This is a genomic window from Legionella anisa (assembly GCF_001467525.1).
Classification (GTDB): domain Bacteria; phylum Pseudomonadota; class Gammaproteobacteria; order Legionellales; family Legionellaceae; genus Legionella; species Legionella anisa.
In genome coordinates this window covers 144,513-168,170 of record NZ_LNXS01000022.1, presented here as the reverse complement: position 1 = coordinate 168,170, position 23,658 = coordinate 144,513, and the positions used below count along the sequence as shown (strand labels likewise).

Genomic DNA, 23,658 nt, shown 5'->3' with positions numbered 1-23,658 from the left:
CTTTGGAGGCAATTTTCGATTCACTTTTATTTTATTGCACTGTATAATATTAATACATTCGTTAGGTGTTTTGGTCAAGTATGTTTGTAAAAAAAGAAATAAAAACAAAGAAACTCCAGGGGTTTTATCTTAAAAAAAGTGAGAAAACTAAATTTGGCGGCAAAGGTGAAGGAGGAGTTTTTAGGGATAAAAGCACTGGAAAAGATTACCTGGTAAAGCGAATTTCTTGTCCTGGCTGGGAGCTTCCCCAAAAGAAAGCTATGAATTGGCGTTCATGGGATGAAATTTTAGCTGCCCGATTTCTAAAAGCTGCAGGTGTCTTAGTACCCAATATGTTTGCTGTAGAAGATGAACAAGGATTAATCTATGTTGCGTCATCTAAGCTTCCTGGTGTTAAAAATTGCCTAAAAGATACATTTCAAACGCTACCACAAGCAAGCAGGGACTTGGTTCTTGCAAGTCATCTTATGCATTGCTGGCTTGGTAACAGAGATCTTGTTAATAACACCGGAGAAAATTTTGTAGTAGACACTGATAATCGAATATTTAATGTTGATCTAGGTGCAGCTTTATTTTCAGGATTCCGAAGTGTGGTTCAAGGTCAGGATGATGTAAATTTTAATGAAAACAGTATTGCGCCATTCTTGTTACACTCAACAAATAAAAGATTTGGAATATTTAAAACTAGAGGTGGTTCTGATACACCAGCTCTAAATATAAAAAGTGTGAAACATTTCTTTTCTGAACTCTTTCAATCTGAACAAAGTGAACGTAAATATCTTTTACAAGGTGCGTTAATGATTGCGCAATTCGGTGATCAAGACATAGAGGACTTAGTCAATAGTACGGGCCATACAGCAGAAGATAAGAATATACGAATAAATGTTTTAAAAGCACGAAAGGTAAAAATTTTGGAATACGTGCAAAATAAATATGGAAAAAATGCGCTACAAGAAGAACAAATTGCCCTTAATTTACAACGAATTTTTCATAAATACGGGATTTTCAATAAATATGAAAAAAAAGGCGGTGGTTCTGATGCCATTGTAAGTTTTACATCTCAATACACGAATGCCTTAAAACCAAATGTCAAAATAAATCTTGATGGAACAATTATAATTCAAGTAGACAAACAGCCCTACCCCCGAATATTCCCTATCCTTCAGCGACTTGCTGGAGAAAATGCTATAGACAATACACCGAATGTTAAGATTACTATGCCTATTGATGAATTCGTTGCGGCACTGCAAATAGATGTCATTGAGAACTCATTACAAATATTTTTCTCCTCATTTGGCTATTTGTCATCGGTAAAAGATGAGTTTCATCGTTATGCATATAAGGGAGATGGATTTGATGGCTTCAGACCCAGAGTAAACGTACGAAACGATACAACAACTGCAATAGCACTTCCACCAGAAGCAGATCCACAACATATAATTCAACACCTTTGCGAGCAGTTTAAGATTGCTCCTTCCAACATGGAAATTGAAGAGAGTGTTTTACTTATAAAGGGAATATCACTGAGTCAATTAGCAAGCTATTTAATGAAGAATACAGGAGTAAGAAAAACTGCGGTAGTTTCAGAAGATCAACAAGGAAAAATTTTAGCTGGGAAGCTTGATCCGGTAAAGAAAGGGTTTTCAGGATTTGCCACTGCAGGAGGAAACTCTACCTATCCTTATAATCCCTCTCGAGCTGCTCGAGAAGAAGGGGCGGAAGAATTCGGTCACTCCATTAAGATCGACGCACCATTAATACCGATTGGTTCTACATTGCCCAATAAAAAGAAAAATATCTTTTTAGTACAGCCAGGAGGTACTGCATTAATAGCAGATTCGCATATTGATTATAAAGAATTTCAAGATCAAAGCATCAAATATTATAATTTTAGTGAATTCCGCGCCTCATATATAAAGGACAAAACTAAGTTTGATCGGACAAGTGTTGATTTATACCTTCGTCATTATCAAAGAGAACTACAAAAATCACTTAATGAACTGGGAATTGATAATGTCCTTGTCCATATTTCCAAAAAACCTCAGAGTTTGGGTAAAATTATTTTAAAACCAAGTATTGAATCCTATAATTTTTCATCAGGCCAGGTGAGGCCAATGAATAATAAATGTAAAAAGCTCATGGAGGAACTTTTAGGTAAAGGGAAATTTCAGTGTGTTGTTAAACAAAGTCAGCAAGGTAATAATAAAAAGGCATTGGTTGTCTCTAGAGAATGTCTTGTACTGCACGACCAAATAAATCCTGCTCAATTTCATCAGCGGCTTACCGCAAAAATACTAGAGGTACAGGCTGGAGTTAAGCCAAAAACTTTTGATAAACATGTTCTTGAAGTAGATCGCCAGACTAATGATCTCGAAACCTTACGCACTACTTTAATTGAGAAAGTAGACAATTATTTAACATGGCGCACAAATAAAGATCTTGATGATGGTCGCGGTTATGAGTTAGGTTTTTTTAGCAAGGTACGTCACTATTCTGCATTTGGCCAAAATCGGGCAGAACAATTAAGAAAAAAATTAATCGAAGGAAAAACACCGGAAGTATTAATTGTACACCTTAAAGAACATTTTGATAATTATTCCACACTCCACAATCACTCGTTAGATACCTATTTACTGGAAGGTATCTTGGAACAGAAGACCTTGCTTCATTTTGGTGATGATTTTAATCTTAGAGATACAAATGATCGAATCAAATTAAGGGATCAAATAAAGAGTTATAAGTTAGATAATACCGCTCATGATCAAATGCTTTATACCTAAGAGGCGTCCGGAAAATTTTTTCCGAAGGCTAGGCTTCCCCCTAAGGAGTCTATTAAAGCAAGCCTGGGTGCTTGCAACCCATCTAATCAATAGAAATTAAATCAGAATGATTTCATTGTTTCTGGTTCTGTCTTTCCTGGTGAGTTAAATAATAAAAACTCTATTGATCATAATCTCAACTATCTGGATATTTGTTGTGTCTTTGCTTAGAAACACCATGTTGTATCCAACGAGTATGAGTCAAAAAATTTATTTAGTGATAATAGTTTACAAGTACACAGAATAAATTCATTATATTAAGTCGATAATTTTAGTATGGATTAGGATCTACAGTGCTAAATTAAGTGTTTCTATCATTCGTGTCGCTTACATGTGCTAGAGACGGACGTTGAAACTCAATTTAACCATTTTATTTAAGGAAAAATATATGGCTAAAATTCTTTGTGTTCTCTATGCTGATCCAATTAATGGGTATCCAAAGTATTATGCACGAGATACGCTTCCCAAAATAGAACACTACCCTGATGGGCAAAATGCACCGACACCGAGACATCTTGATTTTAAGCCAGGTACTTTACTTGGATCAGTATCTGGTGAGTTGGGTTTACGCCAGTTTCTTGAGGCACAGGGACATCAATTTGTGGTGACTTCAGATAAGGAAGGTCCAAATTCAGTTTTTGAAAAGGAATTACCGGATGCTGATGTTGTTATCTCTCAACCTTTTTGGCCGGCATATTTAAACTCTGAACGAATTGCTAAAGCAAAAAAATTGAAATTGGTCATTACCGCAGGTATTGGTTCTGATCATGTGGACTTGCAAGCAGCAAAACAAAATAACATTACAGTAGCTGAAGTAACCTATTCAAACAGTATCAGCGTCGCCGAGCATGTGGTCATGATGATCCTCTCTTTGGTTCGTAATTATCTGCCCTCTAATCAATGGGTTATTCAAAAAGGATGGAATATTGCTGACTGCGTTGTACGCTCCTACGATCTTGAGGGAATGACAGTAGGTTCTATTGCGTGCGGACGAATTGGCTTGGCAGTCATGAAACGTTTAAAACCTTTTGATGTGAAGTTGCATTATACCGATCGTCATCGATTACCAGAAAAAACCGAAAAAGAATTAGGTCTTGTTTTTCATAATCATGTTGAATCGTTGGTGCAAGCATGCGATGTAGTAACCATTAATTGTCCTTTAACACCAGAAACTGAAAATTTATTTGACGAACACTTGATTAATAAAATGAAGCGCGGATCTTATTTAATCAACACTGCTCGAGGGAAAATATGTGATCGCGAAGCAGTGGTGAAAGCATGTGAAAATGGTCAACTTGCTGGCTATGCAGGTGATGTATGGTTTCCACAGCCCGCACCTAAAGACCATCCGTGGCGAACAATGCCTCACCATGGCATGACGCCACATGTTTCTGGAAGTTCTTTATCAGCACAAGCGCGTTATGCTGCAGGGACGCGTGAAATTTTGGAATGTTGGTTAGAAGGACGCCCTATTCGTGATGTTTATCTTATCGTTGATAAGGGCAGGTTTGCTGGAACGGGGGCTCATTCATATTCTGTAGATAATGCGAGTTTAGACGTTGTATAGGCGTAGAGACTTATAATTTATTGAAATAATGAGCATCGTTCACTTATTAAGTGCTTGATAAAGTGAACGATATTTTTGATTCGTCTGCAACAATGAACAATACTTCTTTTAAAGCGTTCTACAGGATGTAGACCCCCATTTAATGTCATTAGAATTAAGTAGGGGGCCAACTTTGATCATCCTCTTGCTGCTCTTCTAATCTAAACTCGCAATTATATCCGAATGCATGTTGTATGAACGTAATAAGCTTCATAAGAATATTTTGTTGGTTGGCCTCAAGAAGCTCAAAAGCTCTAGTTGCAGAAGGATTATCTGATAATTGTGTCAGCTCAAAAGAGGTGATTGCCACCATCTCCCGAGATATATTTATTTTAACACAGGCTTTAACGGCATTCTCTCTAGGTCCTGTTGGATCCTCTGTAACAAACGCTTCCCATGTACCATTAAATATAAGATTAATACTATTATTATCATCAACTTCTAATTCTATTTTAAAATAAGGGAAATCTCGGAGCATCCACATATAACACTGATTATCCAATAATAGAGTGTCAATTATCCTGCCCGCGGCATATTGAACACCCTCTCTAGTTTGTAGTGTCATATTTAAGATTTTATTTTGAAATGCTAAATCATCTATGCCCCTATTCTTTAAACAACTACGAAAACCATCTACAGTTATTTGACCACCTTCATTTACTAATTCTACTAACTCAGGAAATGCGGCATAACTCATACCTCGGCAAATCTCTACATCATCAGCAGCAGTAAATTGAGAAAGTGAATTCTTTTTCTTAGATTGGCTAATGATCGCGTTTACTTGGCTAATTTGATTAAAGAAACCCAGCCCATTCGTAGCGTATTTAAGGTTCACTTTAGTCATATATTTTCTCAATTAAAATGATACATTTTAAATATAACATTCTTTTATTATGGGAATATTAAGATACTTTCCTTTAGGAATTATCTCATTTGTTTTAAAAATATTCTTTCACAAAAACCATTTAGAGCATCTATACTAAATTATGATTTACCACTAACTATGGAAGGGAAATATCATGTATAAAAAAATGGTACAGACTGCTGCATTTGCAATTACTTTAGCACTCAGTCCAGTAGTTTTAGCTCATTCCGGTGAATGTAGAGAAGGCCTGAAAAGCATGGTCGAGTCGCTCAAACTTGATGAAAGCCAAAAATCTAAAATAGAGCCCATCTTAGAACAACTTAAAACAACAATGAAAAATAGTGCAGAGCAAATGAAAGATTTAAGTAAACAAATCAATCAACAAGCTGAGTCCGCATCTATGGATCAAGCAACAGTTGATGGTTTAGTTGATCAAAAAACAAAACTGATTGGTGATATGATTAAAGCGAAGATAACCGCAAAAAATCAAATATATGCAGTCCTTAAGCCAGAACAAAAAACAGAACTACAAAATAAAATGAAAAAAATGCAAGAAAAAATGGCAGAAAAATTTAAAAAGTGTCATGACGAATAGGTTGTTTTTGTATGATTTTAATCCAGGAACACGGTTCGTTGTTCCTGGATTTTTAATACAAGTAGGTACTTAATGTTATTAAAAGAATATCTTCAGTGTGACGCGATTGAACTGGCAAAAAGAATCAAAAAAGGTGAAATAAGCCCTGATGATGCCATGAATTGTGCTCTTTCACGAATACAAGAAGTCAACCCTGCCCTCAATGCAATTGTTACTGATTGCTCTGATTTCGCAAAAAAATGTCTCGCAAAACTTAGCGGTAAAGAGCCCTATTATGGTGTTCCATTATTAATTAAGGATTTAGGACACTCCATTACAGGAATTCGCAGTACGGAAGGATCACGCTTTTTTGCTACGAATGTTGCTCCATTTACCAGCGATTTTGTGAGTAAAATGCTTGCATTAGGTTTTATACCTATTGCGAAAACAAATACTCCTGAACTGGGTCTTTCGTATGTTACTGAATCTGTTTTATTGGGTCCCTGCCGTAATCCTTATGATCCCAATAGAACATCTGGTGGCTCTTCAGGTGGTTCAGCAGCCGCGGTTGCAGTGGGTATTACCCCTGTTGCCACAGCAAGCGATGGAGGTGGTTCTATTAGAATTCCTGCTGCATGTTGCGGTTTATTGGGATTTAAACCGACCGTGGGTCTAACACCAACAGGCCCTTTGACTAATGAATTATGGTCTGGTTTAGCAGTAAATTTTGTCTTAACACGCTCTCTTAGAGATTCAGAAGCATTATTCAATCAATTAGCAGATCAATTCCGTGTGCGTCCTCTTCCAGTTGATAAAAAGTCATTAAATATTCTTTGTTTAGAGGGGATTTTTGCATCAGTTCCTGTTGCAATACCCTGCCTTGAGGCAGTAAGCAAAGTTGAAGAACTATTAAAAAAAACAGGCCATACAATTCAGAAGAAATATTTAGCGCTGGATCTTAATGCAATTGGTGATTGTGTGATTACTCTTATTGCAGCAAATACCTATGTGGTGATTAAGCTTCAAGAAACTCAATTAGGAAGAAAAGCAACACGTGAAGAACTCGAACCAGTTACCTGGGAATTTTATCAACGTGGGCAAGCCCTTACTTCTTATGAATATCTCATTGCAAAAAACAGTTTATACCAACTTACTCAACCATTACATCATTTGCTCAATCAAAATGATGTAATATTAACCCCTGCTTTAGCTCAACTTCCTTTATTTATAAATGAATTAAGAACTGATGATGAATTCGAGAGCTATTTGCAGAAAAATGTAGAGTTTTCTCCATTTACTTCAATATTTAATCAAGCGGGTCTACCAGCAATGACTCTCCCTGTTATGATGCATAATCAACTGCCAGTATCAATACAATTGGGGGCTGCTCAAGGAAATGACTTACTGTTATACTCCCTAGCAAAAGAACTGCAATCTATGTTACCTAATTTTAATCCAAGCAGCTTACCATAAAATAATGAGTCAGCCATGCAAAAATCGAAATACCACTATAGAGTTTTATGATACTCTACCGCATGATGTTGGAAGAAATAATGAGAGAAGATCTTGTGGCCTATGAGACTCGTCATGAAGTCATTTTTGATAATTTAAAGCCTCCACGGATATGGAGGCTTTTCAAAAGTTTAATTGTTATTTGCGGAATTCACTTGGCATGGGATTTTTACTTATATTTTGAATGCCAAGGTCTTTAATACTACTACTTTTTTCAGCCATCCCCCCTACTTTAGGCATACCACTATCAGCAGTCACACTGGGTTTTGGTGCATTCTGATTTGTAGGTGCTTTAGTATGCATCATCGTTGGTTTTGCTGGAGCATTTTTTAAGGGTGTAGATGTTTTACTTGGTGCGGCTACTTTAGTACTTTTTTTGATGCTTGCCTTTTTCGTAAGAGATGAGGCTTTTTTAGGAGTAGAAGAAGCTTTTTTAACAGAAGATACGGCTTTTTTAGCAGTAGAAGAAGCTTTTTTAACAGAAGATACGGCTTTTTTAGCAGTAGAAGAAGCTTTTTTAGCAGAAGACACTGCTTTTTTAGGAGTAGAAGAAGCTTTTTTAGCGGAAGATGCAGCTTTCTTAAGAGTAACAGACGCTTTTTTTGCAGAGGAAGTAGCTTTCTTTGCAGCGGTCTTCGCTGTAGCGGTTGTCTTTTTTATACTTTTCTTCATAACAGATGAAGCTTCACTTACTGCTTTTTTAGTGTGTTGCTCCATATTTCGAGAAACATTGAGCCAATGATGCTCAAGAATACTGAACGTTTCTCTCATATAGTTTAGTGTCATATTACTATTTTGGATAAATAGTTCCATATTTCTTTCAAAGAAATCTTCTGGTTTCTTTAAGCTTAATAAATCCATTGGTTTCATTAAGGATAAGTTTTGCATCATTTTAGCATTGAGTTCCATTAATTTTTGCATTGGAGCTTCAAAACTGTTAAACATTTTTTGCTCAAAAAATTCGTTTTTCATTTAGCATCTCCTTATGTTGCATTGCACAATCAAAGATTAGTTATAATCAGTTGATTTGTCAAATAAAAATGATCCCTAGTGTATTTTCTTATGGCACATAACAATAATATATTGATGCCTATGATTCATAAACAATACCGTATAGATTATTTGCGGTAAATATATTTTTTATAAAAAGCAATAGCATAAATCCTGTTTTTTCAGGTAGGATGAATAGGATTTTTAGTGTAATTTTTTCAAGGAGAGTATCGTGGGCAAACTTACTGTTGATGGAATGACCGCAGTTGAAAGAGCAAAAAAAGACCGAGCTAATGCTTTAAAAGCATTAACTTCCAAAGCATTTAATTTAAATGATGAGGAACAGCAAGCTGCACTTAAAAAATATATTAATGATTTTGAGTACAATGCCAATCTAATGTATCTTTTCCAAGGCATGAGTACTGGTTTAACAGCTTGGGGTGGCACCTGGCTTGCAGGGTTTCTTTTGCCAATTCCTGAATTTGCTAATTACTTTCTAAGTATGTTTCTTTATTGTGGTGCTGCTGGCTATATTCTTCAAAATTTCAGTCTTGCAGATTTCCATAACCAGCTTGATGAAATGAAGGCTATTTACAACTGGAGCTTGAAAAAAAATCAGCCAGAATATGATGGAACAACGGATAATACAACAATACTCTCCAATCCAAATATTCAACGTATGATTAAATTAATGGCTCCCTTATGTCCGACTGAATTTATGTTAGTATGGAAAAAAATAACTGGAGGAGAGGAAACTAAAAGCTCTATCTGGAGTGGATTCTCCTATGCTTACTCCCTCTTCTCATCTCCTAAATCAGATGTTGATCTCAATCGTCTTCAAGATTTAAAGGCAAGTGTGGAGCGACGAGAGCTTGATGTAGGTGTGTATAAAGGTGTTGAAGGAGCAATCCGCTATTTTGCTACGGACGTTCATTTCAGAGAGCTATTAATGGCAAAAGTAAGGCAGCCCGTAGAGCAAATACGAGAGATGTTGCCATCTGTACTCACTTTAGGTCACTCCAAGTCTGAGTAAGTTGCTAATTATTCTATTTTCTCCTTAGCTTAGCGGCTATTAAGTATAGTAGCCTGGGTGCAGCGCAGCAGAACCCGGGTTTCGCTGCGCTGAACCCAGGCTACAATGCTTATCATTCACTGTAAATCTGCCAATATTTGGATTGATGACCTATATAGGGGTTATCATACTCTAGAATTATTCATTGGTTGATACACTTTATTGAAATAAGGAAGCTTGGATTCCACAGGAAAAAATTTCTGCAGACACACTAAGGATTTAAAATTTGATATGCCATAAGGAGCATATTTTTCCTTTTGTTTTTTCCACGTCATATTCTCACCAGAATAATCAATTTCATACCACTCACGCCCTATGAGATGTGAGGTATTATTATCAAAAGCGGGAAGATTTTTAAATTTATAAAAATCAACCAGTTTGATCAAGTATTTTGCCATTTTTTCCGCTTCGCTCTTATTTAATCCTCTCTTATAGGTAGCCATTAATAATTCAGTTGAAGTTTTTGGCATAATAAATTGTAATTGAGACAAATAAAAAAAGTTAAATTGCGTGGTTTGTATATAATTTTCCAGAGAGTGTGCTGCTGTTTCTTGTAATTTCATTTTACGAGCTGTATGCTCAACTCTGGACTGTAAAATTGGACATAATTTTTGCCATTCTCTTGGTAAATGACATTCTCTGGCCATGACTGGTTCTACCAATAAACAAACTATAGCTATGATAAGTGTTGCATGTAATTTCATTTTAATCCTTATTAATTGCTATATAGAGCACGATAAAATTTTTGCTGTAAAACTGCTTCTTAAATAAAATCCTCGAGGTAATGTTTTGATTTTATTGCCATGAATATCATAGCCATAACATAATGATTTTCCATTCGCAGCCTTAGGTCTCACCTGTAAATACTCACCTGATTGCGCATCAAGTGTTTCAAGGTGTCCACTACTGATTTGAAATGATAAATAATTCCAATCTTCTTCTAATATATCTCCTTGCACTTCATCTGGTGACCATAAAAAGCCTTCTCCAACCCTTCTTTGGGGATATGGGATTTCGGTATCCCCTTCTACGGGAATCCATAAAATACGTTTTAACTTGGCATAACACTGTGATGTTTTCCATTGCTGCTGATGAATTGTAAGCAAAGGAATAGAAGTAATAAATGTTGATTCGGCGGGTTTACCCAATTTATTTAGAGGAAGTGTTTTTAGCTCTACACCTAAATCCTGGAAATCAGGCAATGACTTATTCTGGGCATCAGTTCCCAAGGCTAATTCAATTGCTTGACCAACCCATCCTTTTCGTTGGTTAGGATGAACCGGAATGAACAACCCTAGGCTCAAACCTAATTGTGCAAAACTAAGGCCTGCAATACGGGTACAGCGCTCGAGCAATTCAGCTTCAGTTTTCGGTGGAAGTCTGTTTTTTAACAGTGGAATCACCTTGTCCCTCTTTAATTTCAATTGCAAGTGGCTCAATAGGAGGTTTAATATTCGCTGCTTTAAACTGAGCCATAATAGCAAACAATACCTTGGACCGTACTTCAAAACGAGTATGTACTTGAACGTTAATGAAATATCGAGCCTCAAACTCAAGTAACGCTTCATCAATCTTCTTAAGGAAAACTTGTGCGGGAGGATCGGCAACGATTTCTGGGGTAGTAGCCAGGATATCCTGTATGAGTTGCTGGACCATAACTGCATCATCAGAGCGGCTAACCTTTATAGGAACAACTGTCCTAACAATACCGTCTTGATGTGTCCAATTAGTAAATGGTTTATTAAAAGTTTCCGCATTGGGAATCAACACCTCCATATTATCCCAGGAAGAAACTCTCATAGAACGAATGCCGATATGGGCGACTCGTCCTTCATGCTCACCAATAGTCACTAAATCACCTTCACGTACGGGTCTTTCAACAAGCAACATCAGCCCCCCGACAACATTGCTGGCAAAATCACGCAAACCAAATCCCATACCGACCGCAAGTCCACCAATAATCATTGACATCCCGCTAAAATCAAATCCGAGAACATGGAGAGAAACAAAACCACCTAAAAGAACAATCGAATATTGACTAAAAACTGAAAGACTATTACGAATCCCTACATCTTTAGCATTTTTAAATACCCAACGATAACAAAATTCACGCGTCCATTTGGAAGCCCAAACAAAAACTGCAAGCAGAATAAAAAACTCGATAGTGCTAGTAACAGTAATATGGATCCCTGGGATATTTACAACAGTATATTGCGCGAATTTACCCAAGCTGACCATCACTAATGAATCGGAATACCAACCAAACAATTGGAAAAGAACATGAATGCTTGCCAGAAGTAACAGGATTCTTAATATCTTATCTAATGGCTTTAAAAAAACTTCTATCCATAACCATCCATTTCGTAATGAGGAAATCATCAACTCAGAAAATAATTCCAAGGCATCGAACAGTAAACCTCGAGCAAAAATATATCCTACAAGTACAAGCAGTACATAAGCCTGATATTGGCTCATACTCCATGCTAGATTAATAAATCCTAATAATCCAATTACCGCCGTTGTAAACAATGTTGTAGGAACTAAAATAACCAACAAATAAATAGCATTTTTGACGTATCCTTTTTGACTCTTTAGCATGGGACGCAGAAGATAAGGAATAACATCTTTACTTTTCCATGCCACCAAAGAGACGGTTAAAATAAAGAGCATAAATAAGCGATTAAATATATCTTGAAGCAGCATCGATAAAGGCAGCAAATGACCAATAGTCATTAAAGCTGTAGTCCAGCCACCAAATAGTAATAGCCATTTTAAACGGTAATAAAGTTTGACATCTTTACCTGACGAATCAGTGATACGTTCTAGTAAACCCAAACGGGCGATTAAGATTAACGTTCTAAAAGTAAACCATACTGCAATTAGTTTAAAGAATAGTTGATAATTGGAAAAAGAAATATGAGTTATGTAAAGCAGTGCCCATAACATCGTCGCAATACAAAAATAAGGTAAGTTTCTTTGTATTAAAACAAGCGCTCCATCATATAGGTATCCTGTTAAACGCGATCGCTCTTTGTCCCGTCGCAGTATCTTTAATATGCGACCTATCATAAAGAAAAAAATCGCAATAAAAGCAAAACCACCCCATAACATGACCATGGATAAAGGACTTAGCCATAAATAGCTGTCATAAACCTTTAAACTTAATGTCTTGATGTATTTATAGAATAAACCTGGAATGGCCGCTATTTTCTTCAGAATAATCGGCCAACTACTAAAACTGTAATCAGCAAGGGTTTGTCGAGAGGACATCAACTTTTTGAGCTGGGCTTGATAGTCAGAAAGACTTTTGGCTAGAAGCTGTTTTTGTATGCTCGCCTCTTTAAGTTGTTGTGCCAATGTTTTTTGTAAAGAACTTATTTCTCTCTTTAAACTGGGTGCTACAACAAGTTTGGTTTCATTGGTTAAAAAATTTCCAATTTGTCGGATGTTTTTTTCAACCTTGGCGTATTGATTTAATGCATCTTTATAAATATCTGTAATGAGCTGTAAATTCTTTGTATCTGGATTTTTAAGATAAATAATATCTGCTTTGACCACAGTTTTTTGTATATTTAAAGCATGTAAATGATTTTGAATTGCCGCAATATTTTGATTACTAATCAACCGCATCGCTTCATAATCTGCTGCTGTAAACGGTGTTGATGGTTTGGACTTTTTAATCGGTTGTGTTGTACTATTGCTTTCATAAAGTCTATTTAAGCGTTTATTGAGCTGCTCTTTTAATGATTTAATCTGTATGAGTTTTTGTTCCAGTACAAAATTTGCATGCCACAACTCCAAATGCTTTATTTCATCGTTGATAGTGGTTTGAAATTCCTTGGCAAGCTTTAGATTTTCAACTACGAGCTCAGTCGTTTGTTTGTTAATAATCAGCAATTTCTCCACTTTTTCTACTCGCTCAGGAATGGTTGTATTTTCCTTGACGATAGGCATCTGTTGAAGCAGCTTCAAACGTTGATTTAAACTGTTTTGCTCTTTATATTGATGATCGAGAAAGCTTTCCAAACTTGCAATTTTGACGCTCGTCATTGAACGTATCGCTGATACTTGCTTCATTTTGGTACTAAACTCTTTCTCGCTTTTAAGCCGTATTGGCTGGTTTGCATCCTGAATGGCTGCCGTTAAATGTGCTTTTTCTTGAGTTAAGTATTCAGTAAAGCTAGCCTGCTTTTTTACAGGTGGAGGAGCAGAAGCAGCTGTAGCTAAGGAAGAAAAAAGTAAAAAGAATAAAAGTGCCCCATATTTTTGATTTACAGCGAATACGCATATTTTCTCTAAGAAGGCACCACTTCTGCGAATACAGAGGTCCTTTTCCGAATTGGTTCTAGTACCAACTGGAGAGTAACCCCCTGACTTCGCAGGGGTAATCGATTTTTTTACTAGGCTAGCAAAATTTCCACCAAGTTTTAATATACTATTTAGTCTGAGTAGTTGGAGCAAGTCTTATTCCCAATTCAGTTAATTGTGCGTTGCCCGTAGGCGATGGCGCACTCGTTAAAAGGCACGATGCTGTTTGAGTTTTAGGAAAAGCAATCACATCTCTAATTGACGTTGAATCCGTAAGTAGCATAGCTAAACGATCAATACCCAAGGCAATACCACCATGTGGCGGTGCTCCATATTGTAAGGCATCCAACAAAAAGCCAAACTTTTCTTGAGCCTCTTGCTCATTGATTCCAAGTAACTCAAAAACTGCTTTCTGTAAATCAGATTGGTGAATACGTATGGATCCTCCACCAATTTCATAACCATTAATTACTATATCATAAGCTTTCGCTAAGGTGTGTGTTGGATTAGCACGTAAGTTCTCTGGTGATAGATCCTTGGGCGAAGTAAATGGATGATGCATGGGATTTAATTTGTTGTTCTCATAATCTCTTTCAAACATCGGCCAATCCACAATCCATAATAATTCCCAGCCTTCTTTGAGTAGTTTTCTATCATGTCCCAACTTTATTCTTAAGGCGCCCATAGATTCGTTAACGATATGATTTTTATCGGAGCCAAAGAAAATCACATCTCCTGTTTGAGCCTTTGTGCGTTGTAGAATTGCTTGTACTGCTTCTGTAGAGAGAAACTTCAAAATAGGTGATTGTAAACCCTCTATCCCCTCATCAAGATTATTTACTTTAATGTAAGCAAGTCCTTTAGCACCATAAATACCTACAAAACGGCCGTAATCATCTAAATCTTTTCTGCTGAGATCACATCCGCCAGGCAGTCGCAAGGCGATTACTCTGGATTCTGAATCATTGGCGGCAGTAGAAAATACTTTAAAATCACATTCTTTGACTAGATCTGCTACATCAATCAGCTCTAAAGGATTACGTAAATCCGGTTTATCACTCCCAAATCGTCGCATTGCTTCAGCATAAGGCATTCTATGTAGCTTTTCAGGTAAATCTACATTAAGAATTTGCTTAAAGACTATTTTTAACAGGCCTTCAATAAGATTTAAAATGTTTTCCTCATCAATAAAAGCCATTTCAATATCAAGTTGCGTAAATTCAGGCTGCCTATCAGCACGTAAATCTTCATCACGAAAACACCGAACAATCTGATAATACTTGTCAAAACCCGAAATCATTAATAATTGTTTAAATAGCTGTGGCGATTGCGGTAAAGCATAAAATGCTCCAGGATGAACTCTAGAAGGTACTAAGTAATCACGAGCTCCCTCTGGGGTTGCTTTTGTAAGCATTGGTGTTTCAATATCAAGAAAGTTATGCTGATTGAGATAACTTCGAATACAACTATTCAACTGATGCCGTACAACTAATTTATGTTTCATTGAAGGACGCCGTAAATCGATATAACGATACTTATAACGTAGGTCTTCATTTACGACTTGGAAATCGTCAGGCAAGAATGGGGGCGTAGGTGATTGATTAAGAATCTCCAATTTGGAACCGACCACTTCAACTTTACCCGTTGCCATGGCTTCATTAATCATTCCATCAGGTCTTTTGCGTACAACTCCAGTAATTCGCACCACAAACTCAGAACGCAATTTTTCTGCATCTGAAAAAGATATTTTATTTTCAGGTTCATATACTACTTGTAATAGGCCAGAACTATCACGAATATCAAGAAATATTACACCACCATGATCGCGACGATGATGTACCCACCCACATACAGTAACCTCTTTTCCTAAACTTGACTCGTCTACGCCCAAACAGTAGTGTGTACGCATATAAAAACCGCCTATTTAAATTTTACAGATTGTTTGCTAATGCTGCCTCTGATGGTGGCGGCATTACTCCTAAAGAAATTATAAATTTTAGTGCCTCATCAATACTCATATCTAACTCAATAACATCACTTCTGGGGAGCATCATAAGAAAACCAGATGTGGGGTTAGGAGTAGTAGGTATAAATACCGATATCATTTCCTCTTTTGTTTTATTATTTATTGCAGTATTTGTTGTACCTGTTTGAAAAGCGATAGTCCATAACCCTTTACGAGGATATTCGATTAAAACCACCTTACGAAAGGCCTCACTGTTTGTAGATAATACCGCATTAATGACTTGCTTTACTGTTTTATAAATTGAGCGAACCAGAGGAATTCTGCTAAGAACAGATTCCCCCCACCCTACTAAGCGTTGCCCCAAATAATTTGTAGCAATTACACCGGTAATGAGCAAAATGATGAGTGATAAGATAACTCCTATACCTGGAATATAATGCCCAATGAGTTGTTCAGGTTGATACGCTTTGGGGATTAAAGCCACGGTATTGTCGAGTAAGTCAATAATAAAGCGTAGCACGCCTATGGTTATAAGTATGGGTAACCATACTACCAATCCAGCGAGTAAGTAGCTTCTTAACGACATTGTTTTCACTTTTTATCACCATCTTGAGTAGTTTTTGATGAAGAAGTATCTTTTGTTTTATCTGTTGAAGCCGAGTCGTCATTTTTTGCTGCTTCCTGGGGTTTACCGTTTTTATTTTTAAAATCAGTAGCATACCAACCGCTGCCTTTAAGTTGAAAACCAGCCGCAGAAATAAGCTTAACCACAGTATTTTGATAACATACTGGACACTGCTTTACAGGCTCATCACTGATTTTTTGCATTAAATCAAAATGATGATTGCAACTTGTACATTGGTATTCATAAATTGGCATCGAAAACGACTCCATTAACTTCAGATGGTTTAATCTAACCTGTTATTATAGCTAACTCAGGAAAAATGAACAATACGCGTGCCTAGACAAGACTTCTGAGAACAGCTTATTAAGATCTGTTTACATTTCTACTGTCTTGGTCAAAATGAACTAATTTTCATAAAGTCACTTGCTCCGTATAATGTAGCCTGGGTGCAGCGCAGCGGAACCCGGACTTCGCTGCGCTGCACCCAGGCTACAATGCATCCAAATTCCCCGTGACCTATTATGAAAATTAGGCTAAATTTTTATAAATATCTTTCGTCGGTATAAAAATGCAGCCACTAAAAAATTTAAGAAAAGGAAAAGTAATGAATAGAATAGTCCTGTGTTTTGTGGACTAAAACCTCCAAATAAATATTCTGCAATTGCAACACGCAAGACATCTTGTGACCCATTAGGCAAGGGAACAACAAACAGGGATTGAATTTTCAGCAAAATAACATGAAAAATAAAAATAAATAATGCATTCATGCCAAAAATCTTAAAGGGTAATGACCATTTTGTATAACCTAATACGTCAATAACAAAAAAACACAAGCCAAAAACAATAAGTGAAAAACCACCACTCCATAAGACAAAGGTGCTTGTCCATAAATTTTTATTAATCGGAAAACTATAACTCCATATCCATGCAAATAAGAGAGATAATATCCCTATTGAAATCATAATGATGCTTTTCTTTTGTTTATTGATTGATGTCAGCAAAAAATGTCCGATTAAAAGTCCAAATAGAGTGGTGGCAATCGCAGGGATAGTACTTAACAGACCTTCAGGATCAAATGTTTTCGATAATAAATGTGTAGGAGTAAGCAGCATCTGATCCACATAACCAGGCCAATTTCTTATCATGCTTAATTGATCAACGCCAGGGGCAGGGATTGGAATCTGGGTCAGAAAATACCAATAGCCTATAAGTATACCCAAAAAAATTAAAATTTGTGTTTTAACTGAGGTATGAAGATAAAGCAAAGCACAAACGAAATAACACACAGCAATACGTTGTAGAATGCCATAAATCCGTACAGTTGATAAATCAAAATGAGTTGGGAACATATTGAGAAACATTCCAAAGAAAAGTAAAAGAAAAGTACGCCTAAAAATACTTCGATATAATAAGGCCTTACTCTCTTCGTTTACATGCCTTTTCAAGCTAATGACTGTCGTGATTCCTACTATGAATAAAAATGACGGGAACACTAAATCAGCCAAAGTACAACCATTCCATTCAGCATGCGTCAATATAGGGTAGGAAGTTCGAGTCCCAAGACTATTGACCAAAACCATTAATGCCATGGTCAATCCACGAAAAACATCTAAAGATAATATACGGCGGGTTTCAGCTGAATTACTGCTCATAGAATCTTCTTTAAAAAACGAAGATCATATCAGGATACTAAGTCGTCTTCAAACCACGCACTGGAACATCCATATGATACACATAGTGTTTGATGATTTGTTCTGCTTGCTCACAGGTTAATGGTTTACTGATTGCTCCTTCCATAAAGTAATGTTGACAATCGTATTTTACAACATCCGCCTCAAAACCAGTTAAGGCAATAATCGGAACATGGTGTTGCGTATTTTTTTCTTTTTGACGCAACTGCTTTGCAACGACATAACCTGAAGAGTCTTCCAATCCAATATCCATCAATACCAAATCATATTTTCCTGGATGAAATAATTTTAGTGCACTATCAGCGGTATCTGCTATATCGACTTGGCAATGTAATGCAGTCAATAGCGCTTTCTCAACATTTTGTGCAATAATGTTGTCCTCTACCATGAGCACTGTAGGTAAATAACCCTCTTTTTTTAATGAATTCTCAATTTTTTGATTGTTTTCTTCTAAAACTTCAGCATGGAACTCAAGTTCCTTATTTAAAGTGATATCATTTAAAATAACGATCAAACCAATTATTTCATTGTTTCGATTATGCATAGGTATGCGCGATGAGAGGAAGTATGAGGTCTTACCAGAGCTGTCCTCGATTGGTTTTTCTGTTACATTATGTTGAGGAACGCCCGAAAAAATTACTTTCATATCATCTAATTTCAACTCTTCGATTCGTTCCTTATTCCAATGAACAAAATGTTCCATTTGCTGATAAGGAGTGCCTTTTAAATCGTTGAGTGTATTTACCCCTAATAATTTGATGAAATTGTTATTACATCCCTTTAGATTACATTCAGCATCCACCCAATAAACAATATTGGGCATTGAATTGATAATTTCCATGTAATATTGATGTATGGAATCAATATCTTCTTGAGTCCTATTTTTAGTATGGGAAGGCATGCAAATACTCCAAGAATTATTTATTTTGCATGTAAATTATAGTACAGATTAATTATTTTGATTTTTATACTGTGCACTCATCAGTACCTATATCAAATAGATCTTTAAATTGGTTTTATTTCGTGTATATATAGGATCTAAGCAGTGTATTCTAATAAAAACCCCATCCGTTTCAAAATTGCTCAATTCGAAATGGATGGGGTAGTTTATTTCCTTGTCATATTTTCAAATCCATTGTCTCTTTTGGTTCTGTTGGCTTAGGATCTTTTACTTCCCCAGGTAACTTCTTAACAAAAGTTTGAAGCGCTGACTCGCCAAAAAATGTAGATCTTTTTTGGAAACCAAGAGTGGTAAATGCTGGCATCATGGATTCTTTTTTATTGGTGGGGTCACCGAATATCTTGTTCCTAACTCCAGTTACAGTCACATTATCATCAATGAGCGCAGGCAAAAATTCAGGCTTTTGCTTAGGATTCCACCCCAAATTATTCATAAATCTTTCAAGTAATGCGATTTTTGCTTCTCTCTGATGGGGTGTATGAGTCGAAAATACCCCCTTGTCTTCCTTAAGTTTCTGAATCTCTTTTACTATTTTTGCAATAGCATTTATTTTTCGCTCAGTACATTCACCTAAAAGTTGGTTTGTTTTTATAATCCGAAGTTCATCTGAATCAACACCAATGAAATCCTTCGCCGCTGAAAGAATACCCACAGTCTTCTTAGGAATAATCTGACGGTTCGTATTAAACCACTCTGGGTTCTCAGCACTAAAGGCTCTCAGCTCTTGGGTAAGATACGAAGCCACTGCTTTTTCATCTTTAGGATTAGGTCCTTTTTTCTTTTGAGGCACCTCTACTACTTGCGATTGCACTGGATTTTCAACCTCTGCAACTATTTGTGGCTGTATTGGATTTTCAACCTCTTCTACCACTTCCAATTGAGGCACTTTTTTCTTGCCTATTTGTGCAATTTCGCGCAGCAGTTCTTGAATCTTATCAAGCAAGGTCTTGCGTGCACGTGGCTCCTGTTCTTCGCTTAATTTTTTACCCAGTTGAGCTACGTAGTCCGTCATTGCCCTCTTCTTCAATGATTGGAAAAACTTATTGCTTTTAGTATCTTCAGATATTTCAGCTTTAGAGCTAAATCTGTTGGATTTTAATATATCGGAGATAGCTCGATTACGAGGTTCTGTTTCATTTTCCCTGATAAATGGTATTGTTGAGTTTTCAAAATTTTTCAATTCAAGGCATAACTGACCAATATTTTTAGTTAACTCTACTTTTTTTCTCAAGGTGTTAAATGCAATTATTCTTTCCTGAGTAATCTCATCATTAGCAAACAAGCTAAACTCATCGAGCCTTTTTATTTCTTTGTCAATCAGCCTAAGACATGCATTCTTTTTTGGCTGCCAAGCTGCAAGTTCTTGTTGTCGGGCTTCTTGTTTTCTCTGTTTTTCTTGTTCTTCTGCTAACTGCTCTTCTGCTAACTGCTCTTCTGCTAACTTTCTTTGTTCTTCTACTAACTTTCTTTGTTCTTCTTCTGCTTTGTCTTGAGTTTGTTCGCTATAACTCATTTGTAAGCTACCAGAATCTGTATGCAGTAGAGATGCAGTAAACTCCCATCCGGCTCCATATTCTACTGTGCTGGGATAATCTTCAATTTCAGTCAACATCTGCGCTCTCTCAGCGTTAAATTGCTTTCTCTCATCCTCAAGTTGTTTTCTCGCAATAGGAAGCGTCTCTCTTGTAGTAGCAATCGCTTCTCTATCAGTATCAATTTGCTCTCTCTTATTATTTGCTTCATCAGTGTTATCCAGTTCTGCTTCCAATTCTTCTTCCATCTGAGCAAGATAATTTTCGTGATTATTTAGATCTTCTTCAAGGTCATTTAACTCTTCTTCTGTTTGATCAAAGTACAATTGACGAGCATTTAACGTTTCAATAGTATGATCTAATTTATCCTGAAACGCTGTTGATAAGTAAGCACTGGCTTTTTGCATTTGCGCCAATACATAGTCAATTTGACTCAAACTGGGCTGTTTACTAACAAGCTCTTCTTCACCTGAAGCCCATTTATTGAAGGCATTGGCAGTTGATTCCATAATCAGGGAAGAAAGCTCATTAACCCTACGCTGTCCCTCTGCATCAAGGCCTTCACTTAATGACTCTTTTAACAGATTAAAAGGAAGAGCGAACCTTAAATGGAGGTTTAAATTCTCAAAATCTACTGATTCTTCAGATAAGCCCGCTTTAATGGTTTCACTAATAGAAAGACCACGTAACTCCTCGGCGAATTTCGCTATAAATGCCGTGTAACTATCGTCTTCCAGCTTGGAAATTTCCTCAATTCTATCCTCAAAATAAGCTTTCAAGTTAGCTATTCTCTCGGTTTGATCCGATGCCAACAGGAATGTTTGCTCTTGATCAATAACATCTACCCGGTAGTTCCAGACGTATTTTGGATCCTGTGTAAAAAATGGTTCGTAGGGAGGTTCAGGTTTGTTAATAGTTTCTACTACTTCGTTCCTTACCTCTTCCACTTTTTTCCCAATTTGAGTTGGGGCCTCAGCTATAACTTCAATTACCGTGTCAATTCCTTCGTTTATTGCTTCATTTGCTTCATCCATAGCTTTAGTTACGGTATCAAATGTCTCATCCATCGTTTTAGAAACGGTCTCAATTGTCTCGTCTATCTTTTGAGTCACAGCTTCAACTGTCACCTCTCTCATTTGTGCTGCAACACTCTCGAAAAAACCTTCCAAGCCAGTATCTACTTCGGGCAATTGGGTTTCTTTGGTTAAGTCTTTAATCTTCTCTGCAGCAATATCAGCTATTTCATTGAGGTCTTCCGATCCAGAAAAAAGCTCAGAGTAAATTTGTATAAAAGTTTGGGATTGAAGCTTCGTATAATTGAGCGCCGTCATCATCTTTTCTGATATATCCGTCCAAGCACCCATTTTCGTTTTAAATCGCTCTTCTAGTTCATTGCGTACTTTTAGTTCACCAAACCTAAAAATACTCTCAAATGCAAGCTTTTCTAAAGGACGCAGATTTTGATTCATAAATGTATTATCTTCAATGAACTTTTTACTTCGTCCATATCTAATCCAAAAAGACAATGAACCTTTTTCTAATTGTTGCTCCAGCTCTTCATCAGTTTTAGCTCTGGCAACTTGTCCTATTACAAATGAAGAACGCTCCACATCAGAGGCAACCGTAACTGGTAGATGTTTAGGATCACTTGTATGAAGATCTATGATCTGCATCCATTCCTTATTATTTAAACCTTCTCGGATGGTGGAAAGACAAAGGTATCGATAAGCTTCTGGATTAACTCCCAAAAACAGACTTTTTAACGCATCATAAAAAGTGCCATTTACATCATTTAATGAAATAGTACTATTCTTCTTTCCTTCAACGCTTGCAAGAATTACATCTTGCCATCCTTGTAAAATCTTGCGTTTCGCTTCTCTTTCTGGAGGATCATAAACAACCCTCCCAAAAAAAGGGTCAGTAGTTGGAGCATGCTTCGCAATTTCACTTTGAAAAATCGTATTAATAGAATTTACAAAATCATCATATGAAACATTGCTATTATCCTCTGGAAAAATAGCAAGCATTGCATTAGTAAGTAGTTCTATTTCCTTCATCGAGAATTCAGGAATAATAGGAGCATTTAATAGCTTTGAAAACATGATAATTCCCTCCATGGGTTTTGTATTTATATAATACAAATGTTATCGTATAAGCATTAAATGGTCGTTAACTGATCAAAATAATATTTTATATGTTCATAATATAAATCATATCACATAATTGATTATTATTTAATCAATCTACTTGAAAATTGAACAATTTTGTGCTATAAGCAGCGAGGCTTCGCTAAGTCATTATATATAAAGAGTTGATTTAAAAATAACCAATCTTCAAAATGGCAAGAACGTGTTATCACTAACTAATAATCCATTCAATTTGCTGTTTCAAATCGATTGAAATTTCTGACAATTCTTCAAGATCATAATCCATATAGGGATTATCAATTCCATTATTATCTGTTTGATGCTGAATGATCCTTTTATCGCGTTCTTGGTGCAACCATAAAATCTGTGGCTTAAATAAATGAATAATCCCTTCGACCCATCGGTCAAGCACTTGCCAATAAGGATCGTCATTCAAAGTCATTTTATAACGTTTAAGTAAGCGGAAGTTATGTTCTGCTTGATACCAAATCTCAGAAGTTACCCAGCGATTAACAGTGAACAAGCGTATGGGCTGTCCTAGCTGATTCATTCCGATAGCGATTAAATGAGTCATAGGATTATCAATATATTTATCCCAATCTGCTAAAGGCGCTGGTTTAATGTATTTAGGTATGTGTTTATAGCGTAAAAAACAATGGAAATGACCATGCTCCGTACTTTCATAATTTTCGCGATGGCAATGATAAAAATATTGAGCACCGGTTTTATGATCAATGCGATCCCCGTGAGGATAATGGCTCATCCGTTCAAAACGTCGTTTCTTTTTTAAGGTGTAATGAAGGATGCTTTTACCCTTATTGGTCATCATTAATTGCTGTGATTCTAAAACTTGCTTGGCATAATTCAAATAAATCTTTTTATGCCAGTTGCTCAACTGAGGTAATGTAAATTCTGAATGCGTCATCATGTCTTTTACTTCATAAAGAAAAGCAAAAAAGAAGAGGTAGTAAAAACTACCTCTTTCTAGAA

General features: G+C 36.4%; 17 protein-coding genes. 5 read left to right on the top strand and 12 right to left on the bottom strand.

The features are described 5' to 3' along the window. The first annotated feature begins 80 nt into the window (after positions 1-80). Complete coding sequence (locus Lani_RS08035; RefSeq protein ID WP_058388498.1) at positions 81-2,780, top strand: hypothetical protein; 2,700 nt, start codon at positions 81-83, stop codon at positions 2,778-2,780. Between the two features lie 427 nt (positions 2,781-3,207). Then, complete coding sequence (locus tag Lani_RS08030) at positions 3,208-4,386, top strand: NAD-dependent formate dehydrogenase (protein ID WP_019232298.1); 1,179 nt, start codon at positions 3,208-3,210, stop codon at positions 4,384-4,386. Positions 4,387-4,540: 154 nt separating this feature from the next. On the opposite strand, the gene Lani_RS08025 is transcribed toward Lani_RS08030, so the two are convergent. After that, on the bottom strand, positions 4,541-5,269 hold the full coding sequence (locus Lani_RS08025; RefSeq protein WP_019232297.1) for a hypothetical protein: 729 nt from the start codon (positions 5,267-5,269) through the stop codon (positions 4,541-4,543). Between the two features lie 175 nt (positions 5,270-5,444). Between Lani_RS08025 and Lani_RS08020 the strand changes: the two genes are divergently transcribed. Both Lani_RS08020 and Lani_RS08015 read left to right on the top strand, forming a co-directional pair. Then, positions 5,445-5,885, top strand: a complete 441-nt coding sequence (locus tag Lani_RS08020; protein ID WP_019232296.1) for a Spy/CpxP family protein refolding chaperone — start codon at positions 5,445-5,447, stop codon at positions 5,883-5,885. Between the two features lie 72 nt (positions 5,886-5,957). After that, a complete protein-coding gene (locus Lani_RS08015) occupies positions 5,958-7,337 on the top strand; it encodes an amidase (RefSeq protein ID WP_019232295.1) in 1,380 nt (459 codons plus the stop codon). Positions 7,338-7,514: 177 nt separating this feature from the next. Here Lani_RS08015 and Lani_RS08010 read toward each other — a convergent pair whose 3' ends face one another. After that, positions 7,515-8,348 carry a hypothetical protein gene (locus Lani_RS08010; protein WP_019232294.1) on the bottom strand — a complete coding sequence of 278 codons (834 nt, stop codon included), beginning with the start codon at positions 8,346-8,348 and terminating at the stop codon, positions 7,515-7,517. Between the two features lie 250 nt (positions 8,349-8,598). Between Lani_RS08010 and Lani_RS08005 the strand changes: the two genes are divergently transcribed. Further along, the gene (locus Lani_RS08005) at positions 8,599-9,399 is read left to right on the top strand and encodes a hypothetical protein (RefSeq protein WP_019232293.1); all 801 of its coding nucleotides are present in this window, start codon (positions 8,599-8,601) and stop codon (positions 9,397-9,399) included. 164 nt (positions 9,400-9,563) lie between these two features. Here the strand turns inward: Lani_RS08005 and Lani_RS08000 are convergent, their stop codons facing one another. From Lani_RS08000 to Lani_RS07955, 10 genes are all read right to left on the bottom strand, one after another. Beyond that, complete coding sequence (locus tag Lani_RS08000) at positions 9,564-10,142, bottom strand: hypothetical protein (RefSeq protein ID WP_058388497.1); 579 nt, start codon at positions 10,140-10,142, stop codon at positions 9,564-9,566. A gap of 18 nt (positions 10,143-10,160) precedes the next feature. Next, the gene (mutH, locus tag Lani_RS07995) at positions 10,161-10,841 is read right to left on the bottom strand and encodes a DNA mismatch repair endonuclease MutH (protein ID WP_019232290.1); all 681 of its coding nucleotides are present in this window, start codon (positions 10,839-10,841) and stop codon (positions 10,161-10,163) included. Continuing rightward, on the bottom strand, positions 10,801-13,899 hold the full coding sequence (locus Lani_RS07990; RefSeq protein ID WP_019232289.1) for a mechanosensitive ion channel domain-containing protein: 3,099 nt from the start codon (positions 13,897-13,899) through the stop codon (positions 10,801-10,803). The genes mutH and Lani_RS07990 overlap by 41 nt, the downstream gene beginning before the upstream one ends. Next, positions 13,874-15,655, bottom strand: a complete 1,782-nt coding sequence (gene aspS / locus Lani_RS07985) for an aspartate--tRNA ligase (RefSeq protein ID WP_019232288.1) — start codon at positions 15,653-15,655, stop codon at positions 13,874-13,876. Before aspS ends, Lani_RS07990 begins: the two co-directional genes overlap by 26 nt. A gap of 22 nt (positions 15,656-15,677) precedes the next feature. After that, positions 15,678-16,307: a DUF502 domain-containing protein gene (locus Lani_RS07980; RefSeq protein ID WP_019232287.1), complete on the bottom strand. Its 630-nt coding sequence runs from the start codon at positions 16,305-16,307 to the stop codon at positions 15,678-15,680. Continuing rightward, entirely contained in the window at positions 16,304-16,591 is a 288-nt protein-coding gene (locus Lani_RS07975; protein ID WP_019232286.1) for an FmdB family zinc ribbon protein, read from the bottom strand. Before Lani_RS07975 ends, Lani_RS07980 begins: the two co-directional genes overlap by 4 nt. A gap of 279 nt (positions 16,592-16,870) precedes the next feature. Further along, complete coding sequence (locus Lani_RS07970; protein WP_019232285.1) at positions 16,871-17,989, bottom strand: acyltransferase family protein; 1,119 nt, start codon at positions 17,987-17,989, stop codon at positions 16,871-16,873. Between the two features lie 37 nt (positions 17,990-18,026). Continuing rightward, positions 18,027-18,929 (bottom strand): response regulator, encoded by a 903-nt coding sequence (locus Lani_RS07965; RefSeq protein ID WP_019232284.1) that lies wholly within the window; start codon positions 18,927-18,929, stop codon positions 18,027-18,029. A 217-nt stretch (positions 18,930-19,146) separates the two neighbouring features. Next, entirely contained in the window at positions 19,147-22,623 is a 3,477-nt protein-coding gene (locus tag Lani_RS07960) for a phage tail tape measure protein (RefSeq protein WP_019232283.1), read from the bottom strand. 256 nt (positions 22,624-22,879) lie between these two features. Beyond that, a complete protein-coding gene (locus tag Lani_RS07955; RefSeq protein ID WP_019232282.1) occupies positions 22,880-23,596 on the bottom strand; it encodes a DUF6969 family protein in 717 nt (238 codons plus the stop codon). Between the last annotated feature and the right edge of the window lie 62 nt (positions 23,597-23,658).

What these genes read in the sequence shown, in the direction of transcription:
- Lani_RS07960 (WP_019232283.1), bottom strand. Translation starts at nt 22,623, where the DNA reads ATGTTTTCAAAGCTATTAAATGCTCCTATTATTCCTGAATTCTCGATG.
- Lani_RS08010 (WP_019232294.1), bottom strand. Translation starts at nt 8,348, where the DNA reads ATGAAAAACGAATTTTTTGAGCAAAAAATGTTTAACAGTTTTGAAGCT.
- Lani_RS08025 (WP_019232297.1), bottom strand. Translation starts at nt 5,269, where the DNA reads ATGACTAAAGTGAACCTTAAATACGCTACGAATGGGCTGGGTTTCTTT.
- Lani_RS07965 (WP_019232284.1), bottom strand. Translation starts at nt 18,929, where the DNA reads ATGCCTTCCCATACTAAAAATAGGACTCAAGAAGATATTGATTCCATA.
- Lani_RS07970 (WP_019232285.1), bottom strand. Translation starts at nt 17,989, where the DNA reads ATGAGCAGTAATTCAGCTGAAACCCGCCGTATATTATCTTTAGATGTT.
- Lani_RS08035 (WP_058388498.1), top strand. Translation starts at nt 81, where the DNA reads ATGTTTGTAAAAAAAGAAATAAAAACAAAGAAACTCCAGGGGTTTTAT.
- Lani_RS07975 (WP_019232286.1), bottom strand. Translation starts at nt 16,591, where the DNA reads ATGCCAATTTATGAATACCAATGTACAAGTTGCAATCATCATTTTGAT.
- Lani_RS08015 (WP_019232295.1), top strand. Translation starts at nt 5,958, where the DNA reads ATGTTATTAAAAGAATATCTTCAGTGTGACGCGATTGAACTGGCAAAA.
- Lani_RS08000 (WP_058388497.1), bottom strand. Translation starts at nt 10,142, where the DNA reads ATGAAATTACATGCAACACTTATCATAGCTATAGTTTGTTTATTGGTA.
- Lani_RS08030 (WP_019232298.1), top strand. Translation starts at nt 3,208, where the DNA reads ATGGCTAAAATTCTTTGTGTTCTCTATGCTGATCCAATTAATGGGTAT.
- Lani_RS08020 (WP_019232296.1), top strand. Translation starts at nt 5,445, where the DNA reads ATGTATAAAAAAATGGTACAGACTGCTGCATTTGCAATTACTTTAGCA.
- Lani_RS07955 (WP_019232282.1), bottom strand. Translation starts at nt 23,596, where the DNA reads ATGATGACGCATTCAGAATTTACATTACCTCAGTTGAGCAACTGGCAT.
- aspS (WP_019232288.1), bottom strand. Translation starts at nt 15,655, where the DNA reads ATGCGTACACACTACTGTTTGGGCGTAGACGAGTCAAGTTTAGGAAAA.